This window comes from Pseudomonas sp. JQ36 (genome assembly GCF_053851495.1).
In genome coordinates, this window is the sequence record NZ_CM132642.1 from 5,879,393 (window position 1) to 5,905,523 (window position 26,131).

Sequence of the window (26,131 nt, forward strand, 5' to 3'; positions counted from 1 at the left end):
TGCTCGACGTGTGTCAGCAGCTTCAGTTGAGGTGTTTTTTGTTTTCTTGTTGACGAGTGTCGGGCAGGGTTACTGCACCGTGATGTAGCAGGCGCCAAGGGTTCGGTTGTCCACAACCTGCAGCGGCGCCAGCCATTTGTAGTCGATGCCGCCACGTCTGAGCAGGCGTCCGATGGCAACCGGGGACACCGACACCAGATGTGAAACGCCGCAGGCTCGGGCGTACTCCAGCGTGGCCATGAACAGGCCAACGGTGTTTTCGTCGGACATCACCTGTTCGTTTCTGCCGCCCTCGGCATCGAGGTCCAGTGAGGTGAAGCGCGACAGCTCCCAGATGTCATCGCCGCACGGTGCAGGCTTGTCGCCGAGCAACGAGGTGAACACCTCACTCAGCAGGTACGGCTGGGTGGTGGGCAGCAGGCGGGCGCATCCCTTGATGTTGCCGTCGTGTTCTTCGGCGACGATGTAGTGAGTGCCGCTGTGATCAAATTGGTCGAACTCGAAATCGTCCGGCGTGGATAACTGCCAGCCGAGGCGTTCGACGAACACCTGATAGCGATATTGAGCCAAGCGTTGACGCTTTATTGTCGTCAACTCGTCATAACGTCCTGACAAGTAATCCATCACAGATTCCGTTTAGTGATTGGTTGGGTGGCGATTAAAGTGCACACTGCGTTCGCATACTACCTGTCACCCTTGACAGCTAGCGGAAACATTTGGAAATATGCTAGGCATGTTGGCAAGAGGCCGACAGCAATAACTGTGGGAAAGGAATCTCTATGTCATATTGGCAGGCTGAACTGTTGGAAAACGCCATGTCTGCAACGGATGTCGAGTTGTTGTTCGACAGTATCAAGACCGTCGCCAGGCAGTTGGAGTTTGATTATGTGGCTTACGGGTCACGCCGGCTTTTCCCCATCACCAAACCCTGTCTTTTTCTCGCCAATAATTATTCGCCCGCCTGGCAAGCTGCCTATTCCGCCAACCGTTACCTGGACATCGATCCTTACGTCCAGCGCGCAATGCGCAGCGTGAAACCGGTGCTGTGGGACGCTGAACTCAAGGCTCAGACGCCCGAATTCTGGCAGGAAGCGCAGGCTCACGGGCTCTCGGAGGGCTGGGGGCAGACACTGCTCAACAGCGAAACTCAAGGGCTGGTGACCTTTGCCCGGGGCGGCGAGACGATCACCGCGCTGGAACTCGAAACCAAACAGGCGCAGCTGTCCTGGTTGGCCCAGATCACTCACCTGGGCCTGACGCGCCTGCAAATGCGCGGCGTGGATTCGGTGCTCCCGGTGCCGATAGAACTGTCGCAGAGGGAAAAGGAAATCCTGCAATGGACCGCTGACGGAAAGTCATCGGACGATGTTTCGGTGATCCTCGGCATCAGCAAAAGGACAGTAAACTTCCATATTAACCATTGCCTGAAGAAACTCGGTTGCCAAAACAAGATCGCCGCTGCAGTTAAAGCTTCGCTGATGGGCCTGCTGTGGAAATAATTACCCTGATAATTTATTGGATAACTAACTGGTGAATAACCGGAGTGTTTGTGCGCGAGTTCACAGATTTTTCAGATTGATAATATTTAATTTATAAGCTAATGCTTTTTCAAGCGTAACGAATTCATCAAGAAACTTCAGTTATACCGTCACAAACATTCCTGTCGACGGTGCCTGTTCAACGGTGCGACCAAACGCCACGGCGCAGGTTTCATGCCGGCTCGCCATGATGCGTGGCCTCGTTTCTGCATGGCGCATAGCGCATACGGAAAACCGTCACGTCCAACCGGCATCATCCGCTCGCATCGGGCTAAGGAACATCATCGTGAAAATCAACTGGGCCGAGAAATTGCGGCAAAACGTGCATCAACTGGCCGAGTCCCTGGGCAACCTGTTCGTCGAGACCTTCCATTACCTGGCGCTGTTCGCCATTGGTGCGGTGACCGCATGGGCGGCGGTGATGGAATTTCTCGGCATGCTCGAAGAAGGCCACATCAAGATCGATGACATTCTGTTGCTGTTCATCTATCTGGAACTGGGGGCGATGGTCGGGATTTACTTCAAGACCAACCACATGCCGGTGCGCTTCCTGATCTACGTGGCGATCACTGCGCTGACCCGCCTGCTGATCTCCAACGTCTCGCACCACAACCCGCCGGACATGGGCATCATCTACCTGTGCGGCGGCATTCTGTTGCTGGCGTTGTCGATCCTGGTGGTGCGTTACGCCTCGTCGCAATTTCCGTCGGTGAAGATCGAAAAACCGCAACGCAAACTCGGCGCCGGCTCCGGTGAACACCCCGAGATCGAGAAGGGCGAGCTTTAAAGGCCCATCGACGGCCGAGGCTGGCCGTTGCTCTGCTGCGGTGGCGGGGGCAGCCCGCCGCCGCTGGTCATTGCTTCGAGGATCGCCATGGCACTGTGGCCCTGCTCGATGGCAATGCCGAACTGGATGCTTTGCACCAGCCGCTTGAGCCGTACCGGATCATTGCGCTGTTCGGCGCTGATCATCCGTTTGGCGACGATCCGGCCGCTGTTGGACAGGGTCAGCATGATGCTGCCGTCCAGCCCCTGAATGCTCAGGTTGATCTGATAGTCCGGCGCGAAGGCATCGGTAATGATCTGAAAAGGGTTGTCCATGATGCGTCACCGCCTGATTGAACGTGCAGTTGTTGACCGGCCGTGATCGGGTTGGTTCGCAATACCTGATCATCGGCGATTCCGTGGCCTGTGTTGTTGCTTTATGCAGGAGCTGCCGCAGGCTGCGATCTTTTGATCTTCAATGTTTTGATTTCGGTCACGAAGATCAAAAGATCGCAGCCTCGTTGCACTCGTCAGCTCCTACATAGGTCATAGCAAGGGCTGTGCCGGGAAAATTGTTGGACAATGGATACGGCATAAAAAAGGCGAGCCCATGGCTCGCCTTTGTCATTTGTGGCCCGTTTCAGGGCAGAACCGAATAGATGATCGCCGACAGTGCAATCAGGCCGATCAGCACCACGAACACGTTCGACGCCTGTCCCGAGTACTGGCGCAAGGCTGAAACGCGGCGGATGGCGTACATCGGCATGAGGAACAACAGGCAGGCAATCACCGGCCCGCCGAGGGTTTCGATCATGCCGAGGATGCTCGGGTTAAAGGTGGCCACGGCCCAGCAACTGAGGATCATGAACAGCGCAGTCGCACGGTTCAGCCAGCTCGCCGACATCACCTTGCCACGACCGCGCAGGCTTTTGACGATCATGCCCTGAAAGCCTTCGCTGGCGCCGATGTAGTGGCCGAGGAAGGATTTGGTGATCGCCACCAGCGCAATCAGCGGCGCGGCATAAGCGATGACCGGGGTCTGGAAGTGGTTGGCCAGATACGACAGGATCGAAATGTTCTGCGACTTGGCCGCGGCCAGATCGGCCGGCGACAGCGCCAGCACACAACTGAAGCAGAAGAACATCACCGTCACCACCATCATGCCGTGGGCCATGGCGAGAATGCCGCTGCTCTTGCGTTCGGCCTCGGCGCCATAGCGCTGTTTCTGGTCGACCGCGAAGGCGGAGATGATCGGCGAGTGGTTGAACGAGAACACCATCACCGGGATCGCCAGCCACAAGGTCTTGAGGAACGTCGACAGCGGTATTGGCTCTTGAGCGCTGGCGAAGAACGCGCCGTTCCAGTTGGGGATCAGGCTCAGACCAAGCAACAGCAGCGCGGCCACGAACGGATAGACCAGCACGCTCATGGCTTTGACGATCACGTTCTGCCCGCAGCGCACGATTGCCATCAGGCCGAGGATCAGCGCCAGCGACAGAATTGCCCGAGGTGGCGGGGCGATGTGCAATTGGTGTTCGAGAAAGCTGCTCAAGGTGTTGGTCAGCGCAACGCTGTACACCAGCAGAATCGGGAAGATCGCGAAGAAATACAGCAGGGTGATCAGCTTGCCGGCACCGATGCCGAAGTGTTCTTCGACGACTTCGGTGATGTCGCCCGACCGCCCGGACAGCACGAAGCGGGTCAGGCCCCGGTGGGCGAAAAAGGTCATCGGGAACGCCAGCAACGCCAGAATCAGCAACGGCCAGAAGCCGCCGACACCGGCATTGATCGGCAGGAACAAGGTGCCGGCACCGATGGCGGTGCCGTACAGACCGAGCATCCAGGTGGTGTCGGACTTGCTCCAGCCCTTGTGGGCAATTTCGGTATTGCGTGTGCGATCTACAGCGGGATTTTCGGCAGCAGGTGTACGTACATCGGTCATCGTTTTTGCCTCGTTATTATTTTTGCTCGGGCTCACGGTTGGCAGGCCGCTGTCTGCGGCCTGCCGGGGCGGTCAGGGAACGCGCGTCAGCATTCCACCCAGCTCACGGCCAGGCCGCCCCGTGAAGTCTCTTTGTATTTGTCATGCATGTCGGCGCCGGTGTCGCGCATGGTGCGGATCACCCGGTCGAGGGAAATGAAGTGTTTGCCGTCGCCGCGCAGGGCCATTTGCGTGGCGTTGATCGCCTTCACCGCAGCGATGGCATTGCGCTCGATGCAGGGCACCTGCACCAGGCCGCCGACCGGGTCGCAGGTCAGGCCGAGGTTGTGTTCCAGACCGATTTCGGCGGCGTTTTCCAGTTGCTCCGGGGTCGCGCCGAGCACTTCAGCCAGGCCCGCCGCGGCCATGGCGCAAGCCGAACCGACTTCGCCCTGGCAGCCGACTTCAGCGCCGGAGATCGAGGCATTTTTCTTACACAGAATGCCGACGGCGGCGGCGCCCATGAAGAACGCGACGACGTCATCGTCGGACGCTTCCGGGTTGAATTTCATGTAGTAGTGCAGAACGGCGGGGATGATCCCGGCCGCGCCATTGGTCGGCGCGGTGACCATGCGCCCGCCGGCAGCGTTCTCCTCGTTGACCGCGAGGGCGAACAGGTTGACCCACTCCATCGCCGACAGCGTCGAACTGATCACGTTCGGCTTGCCGATTTCCAGCAGGCTGCGGTGCAGTTTCGCCGCGCGGCGCGGTACGTTCAGACCACCGGGCAGGATGCCTTCGTGGCGCAGGCCCTGCTCAACGCACTCGCGCATCACCGACCAGATGTGCAGCAAGCCGCTACGGATTTCAGCGTCGCTGCGCCAGGCCCGTTCGTTGGCCATCATCAGCTCAGAGACTCGCAGGTTGTGGGTTTTACACAGGCTCAGCAGTTCGGCGGCGCTGGAAAAATCGTACGGCAACACCACGTCGCCGGCCGGTGCCACTCCGGACTCGGCTTCCGCCGCTTCGATGATGAAACCGCCGCCAATCGAGTAGTACGTTTGCGTGAACAGCTCGGCGCTTTCGCCAAAGGCTGTCAGCGACATGGCGTTGGGATGGTAGGGCAGGCTTTCGTCCAGCAGCAGGAGATCGTGCTGCCAGTTGAAGGAAATTTCTCTGTGCCCGGCCAGCAGCAACAGGCCGCTTTCGCGCAGTTGCTGGATGCGTGGGTCGATGGTCGCCGGATCGATGCTGTCCGGCCATTCACCCATCAGGCCCATGACGGTGGCGCGGTCGGTGGCGTGGCCGACACCGGTGGCCGACAGCGAACCGTACAAACGGATTTCCACGCGGCGCACATCGTTGAGCAACCGTTGGTCGATCAGCGCCTGGGCGAAGGTCGCGGCGGCGCGCATCGGGCCAACCGTGTGGGAGCTGGACGGGCCGATGCCGACTTTGAATAGATCGAAAACACTGATAGCCATGCTAAACCCTTACAAGCAATGGAGTAGGAATCGCTGCCATTTTTTGTAGGACAAGCGCAATGTCGGCGATACTGCCTACCTCGGTTCTACGTGACCAACGAAACTTCCTAAGAAAGCCTTTAGCAGGACTAAACGATGAGTCGTCAATTGCACGCCCAGACCTATGTTTGGCTGCAGGTGTTTTCCTGTGCCGCGCGGCACCTGTCGTTCACCCGTTGCGCGGAAGAACTGCACATCACTCCGGGGGCGGTCAGCCAGCAGATTCGCCAACTGGAAGAGCGCCTCGGTTTTCGCCTGTTCCATCGCCGGGCGCGGGGTGTCGAGTTGAGTGCGGAAGGCCAGCGGCTGGCGATTACGGTCAATGAGGCCTACGGCAGCATCGATGCTGAACTGCGCCGACTGGATGCGGGGATGATCAGCGGGATTCTGCGGGTGCGCTCTATTCCGTCGTTCCTCAGCAAATGGCTGACCCCGCGTTTGCCGCGTCTGCAACAGCGTTATCCCGACATCCAGTTGCGCCTGGTGGCCGAGGACAGCAGCGTGCCGTTGCACGAGGGCGACTTCGATCTGGCAATCGATCTGAATGACGGCAGCTACCCGGGGCTGTTATCCACAGCATTGCTCGATGAGCAGATTTTCCCGGTGTGTGCGCCGAGTTTGCTGCGCGGACGTCCGCCGCTGCACGGGCCGGCGGATCTGGTGCATTTCCCGTTGTTACACGACATCACCGCCTGGCGCGGCAGTTATGAATACGCGGAATGGGAGTTTTATCTCAACGCGATTGGCTTTGAAGGCGCCGACGTACGGCGTGGGCACACGTTCAATCGCAATCACCTGACCATCGAAGCGGCGATCGCCGGCATGGGCGTGGCGATTGCCCGGCGCACGTTGCTCAACGATGAACTGGAGCGCGGGACGTTGATTGTTCCATTCGGCCTATCGGTGCCCAACCACAAACGCTACGTTCTGCTGTATGCGCCGGGGGCGTTGAGCCATCCGGGCGTGCGTGCGGTGCATGACTGGCTGGTGGAGGAGGCGGGGATTTTCCGCAGCTTGCACCCGTTGAACGACGGGCAATTGTGAGCAGATTTTGCAGGGTTGCGAGGCGACCCAACTCCCGACCTTACCAGTGACTTGCTCGGTTGTCCGGCTTTTTTTGCGAATGAATATTTATCTTTTTTCAGGGGTTGAAATGTTGGTCGGTCGGGCCGATTGTTGTAACCAGGAGGTCAGGAAATCCAACTCAAGGCCTCTGGCGAGCTAGCTGAAATAAGGGATGAACTATGCAAATCCAAGTCAACAGCGATAACCATATTCAAAGCAGTAAGCGACTGGAGGAGTGGGTACGTACAACTATTGAGAGCACGCTCGAACGTTATGAAGAAGACCTGACCCGTGTCGAAGTCCACCTGAGCGACGAGAACGGCGACAAACCAGGTCCCCATGACTTGCGCTGCCAACTGGAAGCGCGGCCAAAAGGCCATCAACCGATTTCCGTCACCCATAAAGCCGATTCGCTGGAACAGGCGATCGACGGTGCAGCCGAAAAACTGGAACACGCGCTGGAGCACCTGTTTGGCAAACTGCGCGGCAAACCCCGCGCCGCCATCGTGCCGTTCAGCAAGGCGAATGACGCACTGCTGGAGGAAGAGTTTCTCGAGAACGAACAGGCAGCGATCAACAGTTGATGCGCTGATTTTTCAAGCCACCCAATGAGAACGGGCCTGCGCAAGCAGGCCCGTTTTTGTTTGTGTTGCTGAACAGTGTGGCGAGGGAGCTTGCTCCCGCTGGGCTGCGAAGCGGCCCCAATACCTGCAAAGGCGTTCAACAGCCAGACCGTATCAGCAGGATTTACGGCTGCTCCGTAGCCGAGCGGGAGCAAGCTCCCTCGCCACGGTTTTGTTAGAAAGCTACAGACGTTTGTACATACACCGTGCGCGGTTCACCCACGTACTTGCCCTTGTTGTTGTCATCGAACGAGCGGGTGAAATACTGGGTATTGAAAATGTTCTTCACCCCCACCGCCACGTTCAGATCCGACAATTGCGGGCCGAAGTCGTAACCGGCGCGGCTGCTGAACAGCATGTAGCCGGGGATCTTGCCGGTGCTGCCGTCGGCACTTTCCTTGGAGGTGTTGGCGTTGTCGGCGAACTGGTCGCTCTGGAAGCTGCTGTCGAAGTTGAGTTTCCACGGGCCTTCGGTGTAACCGACACCAATCGTGCCCTTGTGTTTTGAAGAGAACGGCACGCGATTGCCTTTGTTCGGCCCGTCTTCGCGGATGGTCGCGTCGACGTAGGCGTAAGTGGCGTACACATCGAAGCCGGCGAGTGCCGGGCTCAAGTCATCCAGCGCATAGTTGACGCTGGTCTCGATGCCTTGATGACGGGTCTCGCCACGGGCAATCACCGAATCGTTGGTCTGGTTGCTTTCGTACTGGTTGTCGAAGTTGATCAGGAACGCGCCAATCTCGGCGCGCAGGGCGCCGTTGTCATAACGGGTACCGAGTTCCCAGGTGCGGGCTTTCTCCGGTTTCACTTCGCCGCTGCTGACGCGGTTGGGCATCTGGCTGTACTGCACGCTGCCAAACGAACCTTCGGTGTTGGCGTACAGATTCCAGCTGTCGCTCAGGTGATACAGCACGTTCAGCGCCGGCAGCGCGGTGTTGTAGTCGCCCTTGTATTTGACGTCGGTCAGGTTGTTGGTCTGCTGCGATTCGATCATCTCGTAGCGCACGCCCGGGGTGATGGTCCATTTGCCGATGTCGATGCGGTCGTCAACGAAGAACGCATTAGCTTCGGTGCCACCGCGGGTGTCACGGTCGTTGCGGCTGTCGGTGGTCGGGTATTGGTTGCTGCTGATCGGCGTGCGATAGCGCAATTCGTGGCCAGCCTCGTTGATGTAGCGGTAACCGACGCCGACTTCATGGCTGGTCGGGCCGAGGTCGAAGCCTTGGGCGAAACGCGTTTCGAAACCTCGCACCCAATATTCGCGCGGTGACAGCGAGAGGAAACTGCCCTGATCCAGATAACCGCTGCGCAGGGTCTTGGTGAAGAAAGTGTTGGCGGTGAATTCGCGACGATCTTCCTGATAGCGATAGCCGAAGTTGAACATTGTGCGGCGACCCCAGAACTGGTCTTTCAGGCGCGTCGACTGATACGGATCGGCGTCGTAATCGGCGACGTTGAGACCACCGGGCATGTCGGCCTTGCCTTCATAATACTGGGCCATGGCGTTGAAGCTGTTGGCGTCGTCGAGCTGGTATTTGCCCTTGAGGATCAGGTCGTCGATTTCGCTGTCGCTGTGTTCACGCCAGTCGCCGCCACGGGTGCCGGAGTACAGCAGCGCGCCGCCCAGACCATTTTCGTTGGTGCCGCCGGCCAGCAGGTTGGCGCTGGTTTTGAAGCCGTCATGACTCGACGACGGGCTGGTCTCAGTCTGGAAGCCACCCTTGACCGTTGGCGCATCGGGAATGGCGCGGGTGACGAAGTTGACCACGCCACCGACGTTCTGCGGGCCGTAACGCACCGCGCCGCCGCCACGCACCACGTCCACGGCATCCATGTTGCCCATGCTGATCGGCGCGAACGACAACTGCGGTTGACCGTAAGGTGCGAACGGCACGGGAATGCCGTCCATCAGCACGGTCGAGCGCGCGGCCAGGCGCGGATTGAGACCGCGAATGCCGAAGTTCAGCGCCATGTCGTGGCTGCCGGTGCCGTTGTTTTCCGGGGCGTTGACCCCGGGGATGCGGTTGAGCACATCGCGCGCCTGAGTCGCGCCCTGACGTTCGAAGTCTTCACGGCGGATCACATCGCGGGCGCCCGGATGCTCGAACACGTTGACCTGCGCCGCGTCACCGAGCCAGTCACCGACGACTTTCGAGGTGTCCAGCTCCAGCGCGGTGTCGCCGACCGGTTGCAGGCTGAACGCATTGTTGCCTTCGGCGCGGGCTTGCAGGCCGGTGCCTTCGAGCAGTGCATCGAGACCTTGTGCGGTGCTGTAACTGCCTTCCAGGCCACGGCTTTGCACGCCGCTGGTGATTTGCGAACCGAAGGAAATCAGCACGCCGGCTTCACGACCAAACTGGTTGAGGGCGTTTTCCAGCGACGCCGGGGCGATGTGGTAAACCTTGGTTTCGGCGGCCAAGGCCGGCAGAGCGCTGAAGCTCAGGCTGGCGCCCAGTACGAGGTTGCGCAGGCTGCGGGCCAGTGGCGTGAGGCGGGTCGGGTGCATGAAGGGTGATCCTGAGAAGGTTGAATCAAGGGGGCTTTCCTTCTCTGTCACGCCAGATCTGAAAAACGGCTCACGGTTTACGAATATTTTTTGCATGACTGATTTTGTGGCGAGGGAGCTTGCTCCCGTTGGGGCGCGAAGCGGCCCCTGTATTGAGGGCCTGCTGCGCAGGCCAGCGGGAGCAAGCTCCCTCGCCACAGTTTTGTTTCAAACCCGGGCTTCGACGCTGACCCAATAGCGGGTAAACCGCCGCACTTTCACCGGCAGACTGATTTGCAGCAGGTCGAGAATCCGCTCGCTGTCGTCCAGTGGATAAGTCCCGGAGATCAGCAGGTCGGCCACTTTCGCATCGCAATGCAACTGGCCGCGACGGTAGCGGCCGAGCTCTTCAAGAAAATCGCCCAGGCGCATGTGCGCGGCAACCAGCATACCGTCGGCCCAGGCGCCGCTGTTGGCGTCCAGTGGCTGGGCGGCGCTGACCGAGGTGGCGCTGAAGCTCAGCTGACGAGCGACGGGCAGCCACATCGGCGCGCCCCCGGGGCGGATCAATTCGACCTGGCCTTCGAACAGCGCTACTTGCGTGCGATCAGCAAATTGCCGGACGTTGAGCCGGGCAGCCCCGGTTCTCAACAGCCCCTGTGCCGTGCGCACTTCAAATGATTGTGCGGTGCTCAGGAGGATCTCGCCTTCCAGCAAACGGATCAGCCGTTGCGTGCTGTCCACGTCCGCCGCACTCGCGGTGTTGAGCTGCAACTGGCTGCCCGCACCCAGTGTAACTTTGCGTCGCTCTCCCAGCGGACTGCGGTAATCGGCGAGCAGCGTCGGCAGCGGATTGTGCTCGCGCATCCCCCAGGTGACAGCAGAACCGGCACCGAGAAGCAGCAGCAATTTGAGCGCCTGACGGCGGCTGGAAGACTTCGGCCCGTTCAACGCGGCATGGGCCAATGGCGACGCCACACCGCGCAATCGCTGGTTGACCCGCTGCATGTGCTCCCACGCGCGACGATGTTCGCTGTGGGCGTCCAGCCATTGCTGCCAGGCTTGTTGCTGACGCGGGGAGAGCGTCCCCTGCTGCATTTCCATCAGCCAATGCACGGCCTGTTCGGCCACTTGCGCGGAGAAATCCGGAGCGCGGTTCATAGGGCGAAGTAGCAGCGCAGGGCGGCTTTGTGCAGATGGCGTTTGACCGTGGCTACGGAGATGCCCAGTTCGGCGGCGATTTGCGGATAAGTCAGGCCATCGACCTGCGCCAGCAAAAAGGCGCGCTTGACCAGACGTGGCAAGCCATCGAGCAACTGATCCAGTTCGATCAGGGTCTGCAGGATGATTGCTTTGTCTTCTTCCGATGGCGCAACCATTTCCGGCATCTGCGCCAGGGTGTCGAGGTAGGCGCGTTCCAGATCCTGACGGCGGTAATGATTGAACAGCACGCGTTTGGCGAGGGTGGTGAGAAAGGCGCGCGGTTCGATGATTACTGCGGGCTCACGAGCGCTGAGCACGCGGATGAACGTGTCTTGCGCCAGATCCGCCGCGCTGTCCGGGCAGCCGAGTCTGCGCCGCAACCAGCCGGTGAGCCAGCTGTGGTGGTCGTGGTAGAGCGATTCGACGGGATGGGCGGACGACAAGGGTATTACTCCGGGCGCACGTTGGATGCGTTAGAGAACAAGAACTGTTCGCATTGTAGGGGCGGGCGAGGGTGTCCGGCAATCAGATGCTTTTGCGTATGAGAATATTTATCATTAATATTGCTCGCCTGTTGGTTCGGCTTGTCGGCCGGACGTTTTTTCGTTTCAGGGTCGAAACATGAAAGGCAAACTCGCCTCACCTCCCATGTCCTATCGTCTGGCCGTTACCTCGCGGGTGCTGGCGGCGGTGTTCGGTGGCTATCTGGTCGCAGCGCTGGCCAGTGTCGCGCTGACGATGTGGTTGCCGTTGAGCCGCGCCGAAGCGGTGGTGACCGGCATGACCATTTCCTTTCTGGTCTATCTGGTCGCGGTGCTGTGGTGCTTTGCTTGTCGCACGGCGTGGTCGGCGTGGGTCGGTTTGCTGGTGCCGAGCGTGATTCTGGCAACGGTGTCCGGCGCCGCACGGGGCTTGGGCTTCGCATGAAAGAGGGCTTTCGCCAGTCGATGGCCTGGCTGCACACCTGGACGGGACTGGTGTTCGGCTGGCTGCTGTTTGCGATTTTCCTCACCGGGACGCTGGCCTATTTCAAGGATGAGATCAGCCACTGGATGCAGCCGGAAATTCCCGCGCGGCCCATCAATGCCGAAGCGAGCCTGAACCTGGCGCAAAGTTACCTGCAACAACACGCCGCCGGTGCCTCGCGCTGGCTGATCGACTTGCCCGACGCCCGTGATCCGGGCCTGACGGTGCGCTGGCAGCAGGCGCCGAACAAACCGGGCGAGCGCGGCAAGTTCGAAGCCAGAACACTCGACGCGCAGACCGGCAGCGAAGTCCAGGCCCGCGAAAGCCTGGGCGGCGAGTTCTTCTACCGCTTCCATTTCCAGCTGCAAATGCCTTATCCGTGGGGCCGCTGGCTGGCGACGATGGCGGCGATGGTGATGTTCGTCGGGCTGATCACCGGCATCATCACCCACAAGAAAATCTTCAAGGACTTCTTCACCTTTCGCCCGCGCAAAGGCCAGCGTTCATGGCTCGACGGGCATAACGCGGTCGGCGTGCTGGTGTTGCCGTTTCACTTGATGATCACCTACAGCAGCCTGGTGATTTTCATGGCGATGGTCATGCCAGCGAGCATTCTGGCGTCCTATAACGGCGACGTGCGCGCCTTTTACGACGAAGTTTTTCCGGCATCGAAGACCCCTGAGCGAGCCAACCGGGCGGCGCCGCTGAGCCCGATGGCACCACTGCTGGCCAAGGCCAGCGAGCAGTGGGCGGGAGGCAGCACCGCGCGGCTGACGGTGAACAACCCAGGGGACGCGAACGCCTCGGTGGTGCTGTCGCGCCGTGGCGACCGCGTCGTCCATGATTTCGGGCGCGCGGTGACGTTCAACGGCGTTACCGGCGAGCGCCTCGGCAGCACTCCGGAGCAGCCCGTGGCGATGGCCGTCGGCGGCACGTTCTACGGTTTGCACATGGGCCACTTTGCCGGGTCGACATTGCGCTGGCTGTATTTCATCTGCGGCCTGGCGAGCACCGCGATGATCGGTACCGGGCTGGTGATCTGGCTTGGCAAGCGCCAGCTCAAACACGTCAAGAGCGGCGTGATGCCGTTCGAATTGCGCTTGGTGGAAGTGCTGAACATCGCCAGCATGGCCGGGCTGGTGGTAGCGGTGGCGGTGTTCTTTTTGGCCAATCGCCTGCTGCCGGCAGACCTGGCCGGGCGCGCCGATCAGGAAGTGAATGCGTTTTTTGTCGCCTGGGCCTTGAGCGTGGTGCATGCAGTGCTGCGCAAAGGGCGAAAGGCCTGGGTCGAACAGCTCGGGCTGGCTGCCGTGCTGTTTATCGCGGTACCACTGATCAATCTGACCACACCGTGGAATCTCGGGGTAACGCTCGCGCAAGGTGACTGGACGCTGGCGGGTTTTGATCTGACGTGCCTGGGCGCGGGCCTGTTCCTCGGCTGGGCCGCATGGAAAATGCAGCGTGCCGGCAGCGCCGTCAGCGTGAAAAAAACACCCTGCGAAAAGCCTCGACCGATCGCGCTTGAGCAGGAGGTCAACTGATGTTGCTGGCGTTGTTGCTGTGCTACGCCGGGTTCAGCGCGTTGTGTCTGTCGATGCCTCGGCACCACGATGAACTGCTCGGCAACAAACCCTCGGCCCGACGCGCACGGGGTTTGAAACTCGCCGGTTGGCTGTTGCTCGGGCTGTCGCTTTGGGCGGCAGTCGCTGCACACGGCTGGAGTTTCGGTCTGGTCGACTGGTTCGCGGTGCTCATGCTCAGCGCCTTGTCGTTGGTGCTGTTGCTGCCGTATCGCCCACGTCTGGCCCTCGCACTGGCCGGGTTGAGCCTACTGGCCAGTCCGGTCGCCGCTTGGGCGCAGGGCTGACATGCTGATCGGTCATCCCCCGGAATCCCGCGACGACGAGCCGCACGGCGCGCGTGCGCATTTTCTCCAGGTGTTCCTGTCGCAGCGCTCGCAGATGGAAGCGCTGGTGAACCGGCGTGTCGGTTGCCGGGCCACGGCGGCGGATCTGGTGCAGGATCTGTTCCTGCGTTTCTGGCGGCGGCCGCTGGTGCAAGTTGAAGAACTCAGCACCTACCTTTTGCGCTGCGCCGGCAACATCGCCATCGACCACTTGCGCAGCGAGGGCACGCGGGTGCGGGTCAATGAGGGCTGGCAACCGGATGCGCCGGACAGCCACGGCAGCGAACCGCAAGCCGCGCTCGAAGCGGGCAATGATCTGCGCCATGTCGAGGCGGCGTTGCGTGCCTTGCCCGAGCGCACCCGGCAGATCTTCCTGCTCAATCGCATCCACGGCCGCAAATACGCAGACATCGCCAAAGCCATGGGCCTGTCCCAAAGCGCCGTGGAAAAACATATGATGCGCGCCCTCGAGGCCTGCAAGGCCAGCCTGCGCGAACCCGCGCCACGCCTGCCAGGGAAAGCACCGTGAAAGTCACCGACCGCGTCACCCCGACGCCTGCTCAGGAACAGGCCGCGCTCGCCTGGCTGAGCTTGTTACACGACCGCCCGAGCACCGGCGATCAACTGACCTTCAGCCACTGGCTGCGCGCCGATCCGGCCCACGCCGAGGCTTACGCCCAGGCGCAAGTGTTGTGGGAGTTGAGCGAAAGCCCGGCGCGCACCTTGGCCGATGAAGAGGCGTTGGCGTTGCAGGGCTACCTCAATGCGATGGATCGTCCGCGTCGTTCAACGCGGCTGCGCTGGTCGGGCGCGCTGGCGATGGCCGCGTGTCTGATGCTGATGATCAGCCTCGGCACAGGCTGGCAGCCGCAGCGCTGGATCGATGATCTGGGTGCCGATTACGTTTCGGCACCGGGGGAAGTCCGCACGGTGACACTGGCCGATCAATCGCAAGTCACGCTGGACGCCGACAGCGCTATCGCGGTGGATTTCAGTCATGGCGAGCGGCATGTGCAATTGCGTCGCGGTGCCGGATTTTTCAGTGTCACGCATACGGGGGATCCGTTTGTGGTCGCGGCGGAGAAGGGCGAGGCGCGGGTGCTCGGCACGCAATTCGAAGTGCGTCTGCAGCCCGATGGTGCGCAGGTCACGGTGCTGTCCGGGCGCGTTGGCGTGACGGCGGATCGCAACGCGCAACAGCAGATTCTGACCGCCGGCCAGCAAGTGGCTTACGGGCAGGGCAGTGCAGAAAAACTGCACGCGGTGGACAGCGAGGCGCAACTGGCCTGGCGTCAGGGCTGGCTGAATTACTACAAGGCGTCACTGGCCGACGTGGTGGAGGATCTGCGGCGCTATTACCCAGGGCGGATTGTTGTGCTCAATGATGAACTGGCAGCGCGCAAGGTCAGCGGCAGTTTTCCGAGCAAGGATCCGCAGGCGGTGTTGAGTTCGTTGCGAGGGGTGCTGGGGTTTGAGCAGCATCAGGTGCTGGGGCATCTGATTATTTTGCGCTAGGTCTACTGGCCTCTTCGCGAGCAAGCCCGCTCCCACAGGGGAATGCATTCCAGAATGTGGGAGCGGGCTTGCTCGCGAAGGCGTCAGAACTACCGACACTGCTCTCGAAAAATATTTTCAAATGAGTGGTGAGGTAAACCACAGCCCCATCCGTGTAGTGACTGAAACTGCGAGCCATTCGCATCCGTTGCGGTTCTACACAGGTCATTGAGCAATGAAGTCCAGGGCAAAATCGGGTTCGGTCAAACAGTGGTTGGGTGTTTCGGCATTGAGTTTTTGCGCATTGGCGCTGTTGCCGATGAGCGTGGCGCTGGCCGCTGAAACCGTCAGCAGCCCGGCGCAGAAACAGTTCAATTTCTCCCTGAGCGCCAAACCGTTGCCCCAGGCCCTGAGCGACTTCAGCCGCGTCACCGGGCAAAGCGTGGTCTACACCGATGAAGCGCCGTACGGCCTCAACGCCCCGGCGGTCAGCGGCCATATGAGCGCCGAACAAGCGCTGCAACGCCTGCTCAGCGGCTCCGGCATGACTTTCCGCCGTACCGACAGCCACACCCTGGCGCTGGAACCGCAACCCAGCGCAGGCGCACTCAATCTCGGCGCGACCACCATCACTTCGATGCGTGACGAATCGATGAGCTATCAGCCGCCGCAGACCAGTTCGGTGATGCGCTCCTCGGCTTCGCTGCAGGAAATCCCGCAGACCGTCAACGTGATCCCGGCCCAGGTCATTCGCGATCAGGCCCCGCGCAATCTCGACGATGCGTTGGCCAACGTCAGCGGCATCACCCAGGGCAACACCTTGGGCAGCACGCAAGACTCGGTGATGACCCGCGGCTTTGGCGACAACCGCAACGGCTCGATCATGCGCGACGGCATGCCGATCGTGCAGGGCCGTGGCATGAACGCGACGGTCGATCGCGTCGAAGTGCTCAAGGGCCCGGCCTCGTTGTTGTACGGCATTCAGGATCCGGGCGGCGTGGTCAACCTGGTCAGCAAGAAACCGGAACTGACCCAATACAACGCGCTGACCCTGCGGGGCTCGACTTACGGCGACGGCAAGAATGGCAGCGGTGGCACCTTCGACAGTACCGGGGCGCTGGGCGAATCCGGGCTCGCCTACCGGCTAGTGCTGGACCATGAAGACGAAGATTACTGGCGCAACTACGGCACCCATCGCGAGACGCTGATCGCGCCTTCGCTGGCCTGGTTCGGCGAGCGCACCAAGCTGTCGTTCGGCTATGAGCATCGCGAATTCCTCACGCCGTTCGACCGTGGCACGGTGATCGATCCGCGCACCAACCATCCGCTGGACATCTCGCGCAACGAGCGTCTGGACGAGCCGTTCAACGACATGGAAGGCCGCTCGGACCTGTACCATTTCGAGGCCGACCACGAACTCAACGACGACTGGAAGGCCCACTTCGGCTACAGCTGGAACCGCGAAACCTACGACGCCAGCCAAGTGCGCGTGACCGCCATCGACACCAAAAAAGGCACGCTGACCCGCAGCATGGACGGCACACAAGGCGCAATCAGCACTGACCGCTTCACCACCGCCAGCCTCGAAGGCAAGGTCAACCTGCTGGGCATGCAACATGACCTGGTGTTTGGCGTGGACGACGAGTACCGCAAGATCTACCGCGCCGACCTGATCCGCCAGAAAAGCCTGAGCACCTTCAGCTATGTCAATCCGGTCTACGCCCGCGAAGTCGAAGGCACCACGGTCAGCCCGGCGGACAGTGCGCAGACCGATCTGCTGCGCAGTGATTCGGTGTTCCTGCAGGACTCCATCCACCTCAATGATCAGTGGATTCTGGTCGCCGGCGGGCGCTTCCAGGAGTACGACCAGTACGCGGGTAAAGGCGTGCCGTTCAAGGCCAACACCGACAGCAACGGGCAGAAATTCGTCCCTCGCGCGGGGCTGGTGTATCGCTACACCGACGAGTTGTCGTTCTACGGCAGCTACACCGAATCGTTCAAACCCAACTCGACCATCGCCCCGCTCAGCGGCAGCAGCACCGTGCTCGACGGCAGCATCGCGCCGGAAGAAGCCAAGTCGTGGGAACTGGGTGCGCGTCTGGATATGCCGGGGCGCATCACCGGCAATATCGCGCTGTTCGACATCAAGAAGCGCAACGTGCTGGTCTCCAATTCTGAAGGCCCGACCACCATCTACAGCGCGGCTGGCGAAGTGCGTTCCCGGGGTCTGGAACTGGACCTGACCGGGCAGTTGACCGATCGCTGGAGCCTGATCGGCGCCTATGCCTACACCGATGCCGAGGTCACCGAAGACCCGGACTACAAAGGCAATCGTCTGCAAAACGTGGCGAAGAACAGCGGCTCATTGTCGGCGGTGTATGACTTCGGCAGCGTGATCGGCGGCGATCAACTGCGGGTCGGCGCCGGGGCGCGCTATGTCGGCGAACGCGCGGGCAACGCGGTGAATGATTTCGACCTGCCGAGCTATACCGTGGCCGATGCGTTTGCCACTTACGACACCAGACTCGAAGGGCAGAAGGTCAAGTTTCAGCTCAACGTGAAGAACCTGTTTGACCGCACTTACTACACCTCGGCGGCGAGCCGGTTCTTTGTGTCGATGGGCGATTCGCGGCAGATTTCGTTGTCGAGCACTTTGGAGTTCTGATTCAGGACCGCGTCATCGTTCTTCGCGAGCAAGCCCGCTCCCACATTGGATGGTGTTATTCACACAATCTGAGTTCACTCTGAACCCTGTGGGAGCGGGCTTGCTCGCGAAGCGGCCGATCAGGCAATAAACATCTCGGATCTAACGCAAAAACGCCTGCCGATAATCCCCAGGTGTCCCGCCCAACACTTGTCGAAACCGGTTGGTGAAATGACTGGCGCTGGCAAACCCGCACGCCAGTCCGATCTCCCCCAGCGGCAACGCCGTCGCGCGCAACAACTCCCGCGCCCGGCTCAAGCGTCGCGCCAGCACGTACTGATGCGGCGGCAGGCCGAAGCTCACGCGAAACATCCGCGCAAAGTGGTATTCCGACAGCGCACACAGCCCGGCCAGTTGCCCGAGGCTGATCGGCTCGGCCAACTGATTGTCGATGAACTCGACCAGTTGCCGCCGCTGATGGGGCGCCAGTCCGCCCTTGAGGCGCAAACCCTGCCGGGCGCCGACCTGGCTGAGCAGGGTATGGCTGATCAATTCGTGGGCAATGCTGCTGGTCAGCAAACGTTCGGCAGGTTCGTCCCAGTTCAGCGTCAGCAACTGGCGAAAGCGTCGGGCCTGCTGCGGATCTTCCAGAAAGGTCTGCTCGCGCAACTGCATCTCTCGCGGCTCACGATCAAGCAAGGTGACACACCCCAACGCAAACTGCTCGGCACTGAAATACAGATGAGCGAGGCGGATATCGCCGTTGATCACCCAGCCGGATTCGTGATCCGTCGGCAGGATGCACAGCTTGTCCGGTCCGCCCTTGTGTCCCGGTTGGCCACGGCGAAAGGTACCCGTGCCACCGGCGATGTAGCAGGAAAGGGTGTGGTGGCTCGGCGCTTCGTATTCCCGGGCATCGTGGTGATTGGTCCACAGGGCCGCAGACAAGCCGTCACCGAGCTCGGCGCTGTGCACCAGGCGTGCATTCGGCGAGCGGTTGAGGGCTTGAAAAACTTGCAGGGTATCGATAGCGGCCATATTCGGTTCTCTCCAACGCCTTGCATCCTACTCCGTAGCCTTCGCGCTGCCGACCTGCCGGGCGACAAAAGCGCAAGATTTTGCAAGCGCCCCGATCCTGGCTGCCCCACCCTGAATCGCTATTAAACACAAACCTGTGGCGAGGGAGCTTGCTCCCGCCGGGCTGCGCAGCGGCTTCATTAATGAGTGCTGTGCACTCAAGCGCGAGCAAGCTCGCTCGCCACAGAGTGCCAGGTGTTCTCAGGAGTTTCGTCATGAATCTTTCGCTGTATCTGCTGACCGTGCTGATCTGGGGCACCACCTGGATTGCCCTGAAATGGCAACTGGGCGTGGTCGCGATCCCGGTGTCGATCGTTTATCGCTTCGGTCTCGCCGCGCTGGTGCTGTTCGTGTTGTTGCTGCTTAGTCGGCGGCTGCAACCGATGAATCGGCGCGGCCATCTGATCTGTGTGGCGCAGGGGCTGTGCCTGTTCTGCGTCAACTTCATGTGCTTTCTGACTGCCAGCCAGTGGATTCCCAGCGGGCTGGTGGCGGTGGTGTTTTCAACGGCCACTTTGTGGAATGCGCTCAATGCCCGCGTGTTCTTCGGTCAGCGCATCGCGCGCAACGTATTGATGGGCGGGGCGCTGGGTTTGTTCGGTCTGGGAATGCTGTTCTGGCCGGAACTGGCCGGCCATCACGCCAGCCCCGAAACGTTGCTTGGTCTTGGCCTGGCGCTGTGCGGCACCTTGTGTTTCTCGGCGGGCAATATGCTGTCGAGCCTGCAGCAGAAGGCAGGCTTGAAACCCTTGACCACCAACGCCTGGGGCATGGCGTATGGTGCGGCGATGTTGTCGGCGTGGTGTCTGGTCAACGGCATTGCGTTCGACATGGATTGGTCGCCACGTTACGTCGGGGCGTTGCTGTATCTGGTGATCCCCGGCTCGGTGATCGGCTTCACCGCGTACCTGACGCTGGTCGGGCGTATGGGGCCGGAACGTGCGGCGTATTGCACCGTGCTGTTCCCGGTGGTGGCGCTGAACGTGTCGGCGTTTGCTGAAGGTTATCAGTGGACGGCACCGGCGTTGCTCGGGCTGGTGTTGGTGATGCTGGGTAATGTGTTGGTGTTTCGTAAGCCGAAAGCGCTGGTGGCGCCGGTGCAGGGGAAGTTGGTATGAAACAACCGATCGCTGAACATCAGCGCTCGACTTTCAAGGTGATGTAAATCATCACCGGGAATATGAAGTCAATGATATGCCGGGCCCAGTCCTTGGCATTCCATGATTGTGAGGTGTCCATGTCAAACCATTCCACACCTACGGTTTGCAGGCACACGTAATAAATGAAGATTGCCGCCAATATGCCCATGATCGAGAACTTTTTTGCCTCGTGGAATACCTCAGCAGGTGCATTGATGTGCCGATAGAGTTGATAGGTGCCTATCAGGCATAACGTCGTATACGTCACTTCCAGCGTGATGATGAACCAATAGATCCGGTGATGAATCATCGGTGAATCGATGGCTCGGTATTTTATGGACTCATTGGCGATGGTGGTGTCCATGCTCAGGATATGAGCCACGTATGTGTAGTTCGAGTCATAGTCGGTAAAGTTATGAATCATCACCAGCACACCAAAGAAGCTGATGTAAGCCATCAATATAACTTTGCTGTAGCGAATAACTTTGTCGGTCGTCAGGTTGGTCACGGGATTAGCTCTCCATAGCAGTGGTCGATCATTCGATTGCCAGGCAGAGCTTATAATGCTGTTGTTTAATTGGCTTTGTTGTTCAATTTCAAGTTGTGTAGGGCGGCAACTAACGGGCAAGTGCGGTTCTGCACTTGCCCGTCATTTTTTTATCCGCGCCAGACTTGCGGATTGACCAGGTCCTGCGGACGTTCGCCGAGCAGCGCACTGCGCAGATTGGCCAGTGCACGATTGGCCATGGCTTCGCGGGTTTCATTCGTGGCGGAGCCGATGTGCGGCAATGTCACAGCATTTTTCAACTGGAACAGCGGCGACTCGGCCAGCGGTTCTTTCTCGTAGACGTCCAGACCGGCGCCGCGGATGCGATTGTTCTGCAGCGCTTCGATCAGCGCCGGCTCGTCGACCACCGGGCCACGGGAAATGTTGATCAGAATCGCACCTGGCTTCATCAGCGCCAATTCGCGGTGGCTGACCAGGTGTCGGGTCTTGTCGCTGAGCGGCACCACCAGGCAGACGAAGTCGGCTTCGGCCAGCAGTTGGTCAAGGCTGCGGAACTGCGCGCCGAGTTGCTGTTCCAGTTCGGTCTTGCGGCTGTTGCCGCTGTAGAGGATCGGCATGTTGAAGCCGAAGTGGCCACGGCGGGCGACGGCGGCGCCGATGTTGCCCATGCCGACGATGCCCAGGGTTTTGCCGTGGACGTCACAGCCGAACAACGGTGCGCCGACGCTGGCTTGCCATTGGCCGGCCTTGGTCCAGGCGTCGAGTTCGGCGACGCGGCGGGCGCTGCTCATGATCAGGGCGAAGGCGAGGTCGGCGGTGCTTTCGGTGAGCACGTCCGGGGTGTTGGTGAGCATGATTCCGCGTTGGTTGAAGTAGTCGAGGTCGTAGTTGTCGTAGCCGACGGAGACGCTGGAGACCACTTCGAGTTTTGCGGCGGTTTCGAGTTGGGCTTTGCCGAGTTTGCGGCCTACGCCGATGAGGCCGTGGGCGTGGGGGAGGGCTTCGTTGAATTGGGCGTTGATGTCGCCGTTCTTGGGGTTGGGGACGATGACGTCGAACTCTTGTTGCAGGCGTTCGATCATGGGTGGGGTGATGCGGCTGAAGGCCAGGACTGTTTTTTTCATTGGGCTTGGGCTCGGCTGTCTTTATTACCAAGCACGCTAACATTTCTTTGTGGGGTTTGGCTTGTCTTGGCGGCCTCTGGGCCGACCATGTTCGTGGGGTTTTGGGGGGTTATCCGTTGCTTCGGGTGTTGCGGCTGGCGGTTTCGCCCTTACGGCGAGTCACTTTGGCAAACGCCCCAAAGTAACCAAAGGTCTTGGCCCCGGCGTACGGCCCTCGCCGTGGCTCGGGTTCCTTCGTTGCGGGGTTCATCCGGGGGCATCGCCTCCGGTTTGCTTCGCTGCACCTCCTCTCGATGCATTTGGCTTCGCCGCATGGCGCTGCGCGCCTACCCCCGGATAAACCCCTCCACTCAGCCTGCCGATGGGGCCGGCACGGCAAGATCAAGTGCTTTCGGCGAGCTGACACTCGGCCATTGAGTGGTGAAGAGCATGCGGTCTGTCTGGACTGCTTTGCTTTTCTGTAGGAGTGAGCTTGCTCGCGAAGGCGGCCTGACAGCCGACCTGGATCTCACTGAATCCACTCCATCCCTGTGGGAGCGGGCTTGCTCGCGAAAGCGGTGTGTCAGTCACCGAAAGTGTTGGATGTGCTGACGCCTTCGCGAGCAAGCCCGCTCCCACAATGGCTCAGCTGTGTGCTGCAGATTGGCTCACTTCCACATTATCCAGCACCCGATTCACCGCCAGCTCGGCCAACCTGTCAGATGGCGAGATCACAAATGAGGCTTACCGGCTCAGTCGGAAGCGTTGGACTTGCTGAAAAGTTTTTCGAGGCAGTAACCGTTTGTGTGCGTCAGACCTTTGATTTTTATGTTTCCTACCGCTTGGTGCCCTGCCGATTGGTCGCCGATGATGGTGTAGTTGAAGGTGGCTTCCAGTGTTCCGGCGTTGGGATCGAAATCAAAAATGATATGACCAACGTCGTCTTTGGCCGGGTGTGCACGACTCATGGAGCCGCCATCGGCTGTTCGGCAACTTTCGATGAACAAAGGAGGTTCTACCCCGCTATTTACTTGAAACTCATACCGTCTGTTTTCAACCAAATAGGGGAAGGTTACGGAAATGGAGTTCCATTGGTTTTCCGTTATTTGGTGTCGTGCAGATACGGCTACGATCTTCTCATTAGTGACGAAAAACTGTGGAATACCTTTGAAATCCGGGAACTTAAAGTTGTTATGGATGATGGCGTTGAGTTCGCCTTCTGCGGTGACGAGGTGGTTTTCGGGGGGGGAGTAAAAAAAATTCATGGCTTTTCTTCCGTGGCGTAAATGAGACGTGCCCCAGGATGTTTCGCCGAAAGAATCTGCCTGTCCACTGTCATATCTGACAGGTGATATTTAAGTGGGGAGTATTCAAAATGCAGGGTTTGGCATTCCTTTGCCGCCCCCCTAAATAACGTCAATTTGCCACTCTTGCCCCAGCCAGGCTGCCGCTTAGCTCGTAGGCGGCCAGTTCTGCCTGGTGCGCGGCAAGGATTTCCGGCAGTGACCCGCGCAAATACTCGACCCAAGTCTTGATCTTCGCATCCAGGTATTGCCGCGACGGGTAGATCGCGTACAGGTTGAGTTCCTGCGAGCGGTAGTTGGGCATCATCCGCACCAGCGTGCCGTTGCGCAGGCCTTCGATGGCAGCGTAGACCGGCAGGACGCCGACGCCCATGCCGCTGATGATCGCGGCTTTCATCGCGTCGGCGGAGTTCACCAGGAACGGCGAGCTGTTGATGGTGACCATTTCCTGGCCGTCCGGGCCGTTGAAGGCCCATTTTTCCAGGGGGATCACCGGGCTGACGAGGCGCAGGCAGGCGTGGTTCAGCAGGTCTGCGGGCTTTTGTGCGCAGCCGTTGGCTTTCACGTAGGCCGGGGAGGCGCAGACGATGCTGTAGGTGATACCCAGGCGTTGCGAGACGAAGCCCGAGTCCGGCAGTTCGCTGGCCAGCACGATGGACACGTCGTAGCCCTCGTCGAGCAGGTCCGGCACGCGGTTGGCCATGGTCAGGTCGAAGGTCACGTCCGGGTGGGTCTTGCGGTAGCGGGCGATGGCGTCGATCACGAAGTGCTGGCCGATACCGGTCATGGTGTGCACTTTCAGCTGGCCGGCGGGGCGCGCGTGGGCCTGGCTGGCCTCGGCTTCGGCTTCTTCGACATAGGCCAGGATCTGTTCGCAGCGCAGCAGGTAGCGCTTGCCGGCCTCGGTCAGGGCGATGCGCCGGGTCGTGCGATTGAGCAGGCGGGTTTGCAGGTGGGCTTCCAGGTTGGAGACCGCGCGCGAAACGTTGGCCGTGGTGGTGTCGAGTTGCACGGCAGCGGCGGTGAAGCTGCCGGCTTCGGCCACACAACTGAAGGCGCGCATGTTTTGCAATGTGTCCATGGGGTGCTCTCAAGGGAGATGGCAAATTGTGACACGAAGTTTCAGGGGCTGAGACCCCCGACCAAGGGATTATCTCGTTAACGGTAACAAAGATTCACAGGAATCCCAGCTTATCGCCACACAGGGCGTTCCATAGAATTGCGCCGTTCCCATGTAGGAGCTGCCGAAGGCTGCGATCTTTTGATTTTGTTTTAAGGGAATCAAGGTCGAAAGATCGCAGCCTTCGGCAGCTCCTACAGAGGGAACACGCCCCCGCCTTATCCTCTTTCAGGAATTCGCAGCTGTGCCGCGTCGCATCAACAGAGCGCTTTTGCCGCTCAGTGTTCTGGCTTTTACCCTGGGTCTCAGCGGCTGCATCTCAACGCAAGGAATCGCCCCGCATAGCAAGGCATTGGAAGCCGACGCACTGGCCACTGACGACGCGATTGCTCACGCCGCCAAAGACGCCAATTGGCCCACCGCACAATGGTGGCAAGCCTACGGCGATCCGCAACTCAATCACTGGATCGACCTCGCCGTGCAGGGCAGCCCGAGCATGGCCATGGCCGCGGCGCGGGTGCGTCAGGCCAAGGCGCTGGCCGGTGTCGCCGAGGCCGCCGAGTCGTTGCAGATCAATGGCGAGTCGACGCTCAAACGCCACAACTGGCCGACCGACCAGTTCTACGGCCCGGGCGAGTTGGCCAACACCACCACCTGGGACAACAACGCCGCGCTGGGTTTCAGCTACGTCCTCGACCTCTGGGGCCGGGAAAGCAATGCCAGTGAGCGCGCGGTGGATCTGGCGCACATGAGCGCCGCCGAAGCGCGGCTGGCGCAGCTGGAGTTGCAGAACAACATCGTGCGCGCCTACATCGAGCTGTCGCTGCATTACGCTCAGCGCGACATCGTCGCCGCGACGCTAAAGCAGCAACAGCAGATTTTGGATCTGGCGCAGAAGCGTCTCGACGGCGGCATCGGCACGCACTTTGAAGTCAGTCAGGCCGAAACGCCGTTGCCGGAGACCCATCGGCAACTGGATGCGCTGGACGAAGAAATCGCCCTGAGCCGTAACCAGATCGCCGCGCTGGCGGGCAAAGGCCCGGGCGCCGGGGCGCAGTTGCAGCGGCCGACTCTGGCGCTGGGTGCTGCGTTGAAACTGCCGTCGGCATTGCCCGCCGAGTTGCTCGGTCAGCGCCCGGACGTGGTCGCCAGTCGCTGGCAAGTGGCAGCGCAGGCACGCGGCATCGATGTGGCGCACGCCGGGTTTTATCCCAACGTCGATCTGGTCGGCAGCCTCGGCTACATGGCCACCGGCGGCGGTGCGCTAGAGTTTTTGACCGGCAAGAAACTCAACTACAACGTCGGCCCGGCGATCTCCTTGCCGATCTTCGACGGTGGGCGTTTGCGCAGCGAATTGGGCGAAGCGTCCGCCGGATATGACATTGCCGTGGCGCATTACAACCAGACGCTGGTCAATGCGCTGAAGAACATCTCCGACCAGTTGATCCGCCGCGAGTCGATGGACAAGCAGCAAGCGTTCGCCGCCGAGTCGGTGGCCACCGCGCAGAAGACCTACGACATCGCGATGATCGCCTATCAGCGCGGCCTCACCGATTACCTCAACGTGCTCAATGCGCAGACCTTGCTGTTCAAACAACAGCAAGTGCAGCAGCAGGTGCAGGCGGCGCGCTTGAGTGCGCATGCCGAGCTGGTGACGGCGCTGGGTGGCGCTCTCGGGGCTGGCAATGATGTGCCCACCACCGAGCAAACGGCAGCCCCGAAAACCCCGGCCCTCCTGCGGTGAACA

General features: G+C 60.4%; 24 protein-coding genes. 12 read left to right on the forward strand and 12 right to left on the reverse strand.

What is annotated here, in order from left to right; all coding sequences use genetic code 11:
• Positions 1 to 69: 69 nt before the first annotated feature.
• Positions 70 to 624, reverse strand: coding sequence for an acyl-homoserine-lactone synthase (locus ACS4NR_RS26495; protein WP_204896157.1), 555 nt, complete (start codon positions 622 to 624; stop codon positions 70 to 72).
• 155 nt (positions 625 to 779) lie between these two features.
• Between ACS4NR_RS26495 and ACS4NR_RS26500 the strand changes: the two genes are divergently transcribed.
• Both ACS4NR_RS26500 and ACS4NR_RS26505 read left to right on the forward strand, forming a co-directional pair.
• Entirely contained in the window at positions 780 to 1,499 is a 720-nt protein-coding gene (locus ACS4NR_RS26500; protein WP_166496214.1) for an autoinducer binding domain-containing protein, read from the forward strand.
• A 325-nt stretch (positions 1,500 to 1,824) separates the two neighbouring features.
• Positions 1,825 to 2,325 carry a phosphate-starvation-inducible protein PsiE gene (locus ACS4NR_RS26505; RefSeq protein WP_095139556.1) on the forward strand — a complete coding sequence of 167 codons (501 nt, stop codon included), beginning with the start codon at positions 1,825 to 1,827 and terminating at the stop codon, positions 2,323 to 2,325.
• Here the strand turns inward: ACS4NR_RS26505 and ACS4NR_RS26510 are convergent.
• The 3 genes from ACS4NR_RS26510 to ACS4NR_RS26520 all read right to left on the reverse strand — a co-directional run bounded on the left by ACS4NR_RS26510 (position 2,322) and on the right by ACS4NR_RS26520 (position 5,708).
• On the reverse strand, positions 2,322 to 2,639 hold the full coding sequence (locus ACS4NR_RS26510; protein ID WP_095139557.1) for a DUF3509 domain-containing protein: 318 nt from the start codon (positions 2,637 to 2,639) through the stop codon (positions 2,322 to 2,324). The two genes, ACS4NR_RS26505 and ACS4NR_RS26510, sit on opposite strands and share 4 nt — an antisense overlap.
• 304 nt (positions 2,640 to 2,943) lie before the next feature.
• Positions 2,944 to 4,245: an HAAAP family serine/threonine permease gene (locus ACS4NR_RS26515; protein ID WP_456018728.1), complete on the reverse strand. Its 1,302-nt coding sequence runs from the start codon at positions 4,243 to 4,245 to the stop codon at positions 2,944 to 2,946.
• An 86-nt stretch (positions 4,246 to 4,331) separates the two neighbouring features.
• Positions 4,332 to 5,708, reverse strand: coding sequence for an L-serine ammonia-lyase (locus tag ACS4NR_RS26520; RefSeq protein WP_095139559.1), 1,377 nt, complete (start codon positions 5,706 to 5,708; stop codon positions 4,332 to 4,334).
• 135 nt (positions 5,709 to 5,843) lie between these two features.
• Here ACS4NR_RS26520 and ACS4NR_RS26525 point away from each other — a divergent pair, with 135 nt between their 5' ends.
• Together ACS4NR_RS26525 and ACS4NR_RS26530 are read left to right on the forward strand one after the other, a co-directional pair.
• Positions 5,844 to 6,791 carry a LysR substrate-binding domain-containing protein gene (locus ACS4NR_RS26525; protein ID WP_007914183.1) on the forward strand — a complete coding sequence of 316 codons (948 nt, stop codon included), beginning with the start codon at positions 5,844 to 5,846 and terminating at the stop codon, positions 6,789 to 6,791.
• 200 nt (positions 6,792 to 6,991) lie between these two features.
• Positions 6,992 to 7,396, forward strand: a complete 405-nt coding sequence (locus ACS4NR_RS26530; RefSeq protein ID WP_027610895.1) for an HPF/RaiA family ribosome-associated protein — start codon at positions 6,992 to 6,994, stop codon at positions 7,394 to 7,396.
• 214 nt (positions 7,397 to 7,610) lie between these two features.
• Here the strand turns inward: ACS4NR_RS26530 and fecA are convergent, their stop codons facing one another.
• The 3 genes from fecA to ACS4NR_RS26545 all read right to left on the reverse strand — a co-directional run bounded on the left by fecA (position 7,611) and on the right by ACS4NR_RS26545 (position 11,566).
• Entirely contained in the window at positions 7,611 to 9,941 is a 2,331-nt protein-coding gene (gene fecA / locus ACS4NR_RS26535; protein ID WP_456018729.1) for a TonB-dependent Fe(3+) dicitrate receptor FecA, read from the reverse strand.
• Positions 9,942 to 10,148: 207 nt separating this feature from the next.
• Complete coding sequence (locus tag ACS4NR_RS26540; RefSeq protein ID WP_456018730.1) at positions 10,149 to 11,081, reverse strand: DUF4880 domain-containing protein; 933 nt, start codon at positions 11,079 to 11,081, stop codon at positions 10,149 to 10,151.
• Positions 11,078 to 11,566 (reverse strand): sigma-70 family RNA polymerase sigma factor, encoded by a 489-nt coding sequence (locus ACS4NR_RS26545; RefSeq protein WP_202370135.1) that lies wholly within the window; start codon positions 11,564 to 11,566, stop codon positions 11,078 to 11,080. The genes ACS4NR_RS26540 and ACS4NR_RS26545 overlap by 4 nt, the downstream gene beginning before the upstream one ends.
• Positions 11,567 to 11,744: 178 nt before the next feature.
• Here ACS4NR_RS26545 and ACS4NR_RS26550 point away from each other — a divergent pair, with 178 nt between their 5' ends.
• The 6 genes from ACS4NR_RS26550 to ACS4NR_RS26575 all read left to right on the forward strand — a co-directional run bounded on the left by ACS4NR_RS26550 (position 11,745) and on the right by ACS4NR_RS26575 (position 18,154).
• Entirely contained in the window at positions 11,745 to 12,050 is a 306-nt protein-coding gene (locus tag ACS4NR_RS26550; protein ID WP_456018731.1) for a DUF3649 domain-containing protein, read from the forward strand.
• Entirely contained in the window at positions 12,047 to 13,630 is a 1,584-nt protein-coding gene (locus ACS4NR_RS26555; RefSeq protein WP_456018732.1) for a PepSY-associated TM helix domain-containing protein, read from the forward strand. Before ACS4NR_RS26550 ends, ACS4NR_RS26555 begins: the two co-directional genes overlap by 4 nt.
• Complete coding sequence (locus tag ACS4NR_RS26560; RefSeq protein ID WP_456018733.1) at positions 13,630 to 13,956, forward strand: DUF3325 domain-containing protein; 327 nt, start codon at positions 13,630 to 13,632, stop codon at positions 13,954 to 13,956. Before ACS4NR_RS26555 ends, ACS4NR_RS26560 begins: the two co-directional genes overlap by 1 nt.
• Before the next feature lies 1 nt (position 13,957).
• Entirely contained in the window at positions 13,958 to 14,524 is a 567-nt protein-coding gene (locus tag ACS4NR_RS26565) for an RNA polymerase sigma factor (RefSeq protein WP_003221797.1), read from the forward strand.
• Entirely contained in the window at positions 14,521 to 15,510 is a 990-nt protein-coding gene (locus ACS4NR_RS26570) for a FecR family protein (RefSeq protein ID WP_456018734.1), read from the forward strand. The genes ACS4NR_RS26565 and ACS4NR_RS26570 overlap by 4 nt, the downstream gene beginning before the upstream one ends.
• Before the next feature lie 214 nt (positions 15,511 to 15,724).
• A complete protein-coding gene (locus ACS4NR_RS26575) occupies positions 15,725 to 18,154 on the forward strand; it encodes a TonB-dependent siderophore receptor (protein WP_456018735.1) in 2,430 nt (809 codons plus the stop codon).
• A 141-nt stretch (positions 18,155 to 18,295) separates the two neighbouring features.
• Here ACS4NR_RS26575 and ACS4NR_RS26580 read toward each other — a convergent pair whose 3' ends face one another.
• Positions 18,296 to 19,171 (reverse strand): helix-turn-helix domain-containing protein, encoded by an 876-nt coding sequence (locus ACS4NR_RS26580; protein WP_456018736.1) that lies wholly within the window; start codon positions 19,169 to 19,171, stop codon positions 18,296 to 18,298.
• Between the two features lie 254 nt (positions 19,172 to 19,425).
• Here ACS4NR_RS26580 and ACS4NR_RS26585 point away from each other — a divergent pair, with 254 nt between their 5' ends.
• Positions 19,426 to 20,328, forward strand: a complete 903-nt coding sequence (locus tag ACS4NR_RS26585; protein WP_166496226.1) for a DMT family transporter — start codon at positions 19,426 to 19,428, stop codon at positions 20,326 to 20,328.
• Positions 20,329 to 20,347: 19 nt separating this feature from the next.
• Here ACS4NR_RS26585 and ACS4NR_RS26590 read toward each other — a convergent pair whose 3' ends face one another.
• The 4 genes from ACS4NR_RS26590 to ACS4NR_RS26605 form a co-directional block, all read right to left on the reverse strand.
• Positions 20,348 to 20,857 (reverse strand): DUF2165 family protein, encoded by a 510-nt coding sequence (locus tag ACS4NR_RS26590; RefSeq protein WP_456018737.1) that lies wholly within the window; start codon positions 20,855 to 20,857, stop codon positions 20,348 to 20,350.
• A gap of 149 nt (positions 20,858 to 21,006) precedes the next feature.
• On the reverse strand, positions 21,007 to 21,981 hold the full coding sequence (locus ACS4NR_RS26595) for a 2-hydroxyacid dehydrogenase (RefSeq protein ID WP_456018738.1): 975 nt from the start codon (positions 21,979 to 21,981) through the stop codon (positions 21,007 to 21,009).
• A gap of 731 nt (positions 21,982 to 22,712) precedes the next feature.
• Entirely contained in the window at positions 22,713 to 23,225 is a 513-nt protein-coding gene (locus ACS4NR_RS26600; protein WP_456018739.1) for a hypothetical protein, read from the reverse strand.
• A gap of 151 nt (positions 23,226 to 23,376) precedes the next feature.
• Positions 23,377 to 24,345: a LysR family transcriptional regulator gene (locus ACS4NR_RS26605; protein WP_027610909.1), complete on the reverse strand. Its 969-nt coding sequence runs from the start codon at positions 24,343 to 24,345 to the stop codon at positions 23,377 to 23,379.
• A 283-nt stretch (positions 24,346 to 24,628) separates the two neighbouring features.
• Here ACS4NR_RS26605 and ACS4NR_RS26610 point away from each other — a divergent pair, with 283 nt between their 5' ends.
• On the forward strand, positions 24,629 to 26,128 hold the full coding sequence (locus tag ACS4NR_RS26610) for an efflux transporter outer membrane subunit (protein ID WP_456018740.1): 1,500 nt from the start codon (positions 24,629 to 24,631) through the stop codon (positions 26,126 to 26,128).
• Positions 26,129 to 26,131: the final 3 nt, after the last annotated feature.

Excerpts from the sequence above, each read along its gene's own strand:
- ACS4NR_RS26495 (WP_204896157.1), bottom strand. The coding sequence starts at position 624 with ATGGATTACTTGTCAGGACGTTATGACGAGTTGACGACAATAAAGCGT.
- ACS4NR_RS26500 (WP_166496214.1), top strand. The coding sequence starts at position 780 with ATGTCATATTGGCAGGCTGAACTGTTGGAAAACGCCATGTCTGCAACG.
- ACS4NR_RS26510 (WP_095139557.1), bottom strand. The coding sequence starts at position 2,639 with ATGGACAACCCTTTTCAGATCATTACCGATGCCTTCGCGCCGGACTAT.
- ACS4NR_RS26515 (WP_456018728.1), bottom strand. The coding sequence starts at position 4,245 with ATGACCGATGTACGTACACCTGCTGCCGAAAATCCCGCTGTAGATCGC.
- ACS4NR_RS26520 (WP_095139559.1), bottom strand. The coding sequence starts at position 5,708 with ATGGCTATCAGTGTTTTCGATCTATTCAAAGTCGGCATCGGCCCGTCC.
- ACS4NR_RS26525 (WP_007914183.1), top strand. The coding sequence starts at position 5,844 with ATGAGTCGTCAATTGCACGCCCAGACCTATGTTTGGCTGCAGGTGTTT.
- ACS4NR_RS26530 (WP_027610895.1), top strand. The coding sequence starts at position 6,992 with ATGCAAATCCAAGTCAACAGCGATAACCATATTCAAAGCAGTAAGCGA.
- fecA (WP_456018729.1), bottom strand. The coding sequence starts at position 9,941 with ATGCACCCGACCCGCCTCACGCCACTGGCCCGCAGCCTGCGCAACCTC.
- ACS4NR_RS26540 (WP_456018730.1), bottom strand. The coding sequence starts at position 11,081 with ATGAACCGCGCTCCGGATTTCTCCGCGCAAGTGGCCGAACAGGCCGTG.
- ACS4NR_RS26550 (WP_456018731.1), top strand. The coding sequence starts at position 11,745 with ATGAAAGGCAAACTCGCCTCACCTCCCATGTCCTATCGTCTGGCCGTT.
- ACS4NR_RS26555 (WP_456018732.1), top strand. The coding sequence starts at position 12,047 with ATGAAAGAGGGCTTTCGCCAGTCGATGGCCTGGCTGCACACCTGGACG.
- ACS4NR_RS26560 (WP_456018733.1), top strand. The coding sequence starts at position 13,630 with ATGTTGCTGGCGTTGTTGCTGTGCTACGCCGGGTTCAGCGCGTTGTGT.
- ACS4NR_RS26565 (WP_003221797.1), top strand. The coding sequence starts at position 13,958 with ATGCTGATCGGTCATCCCCCGGAATCCCGCGACGACGAGCCGCACGGC.
- ACS4NR_RS26575 (WP_456018735.1), top strand. The coding sequence starts at position 15,725 with ATGAAGTCCAGGGCAAAATCGGGTTCGGTCAAACAGTGGTTGGGTGTT.
- ACS4NR_RS26580 (WP_456018736.1), bottom strand. The coding sequence starts at position 19,171 with ATGGCCGCTATCGATACCCTGCAAGTTTTTCAAGCCCTCAACCGCTCG.
- ACS4NR_RS26585 (WP_166496226.1), top strand. The coding sequence starts at position 19,426 with ATGAATCTTTCGCTGTATCTGCTGACCGTGCTGATCTGGGGCACCACC.
- ACS4NR_RS26595 (WP_456018738.1), bottom strand. The coding sequence starts at position 21,981 with ATGAAAAAAACAGTCCTGGCCTTCAGCCGCATCACCCCACCCATGATC.
- ACS4NR_RS26600 (WP_456018739.1), bottom strand. The coding sequence starts at position 23,225 with ATGAATTTTTTTTACTCCCCCCCCGAAAACCACCTCGTCACCGCAGAA.
- ACS4NR_RS26605 (WP_027610909.1), bottom strand. The coding sequence starts at position 24,345 with ATGGACACATTGCAAAACATGCGCGCCTTCAGTTGTGTGGCCGAAGCC.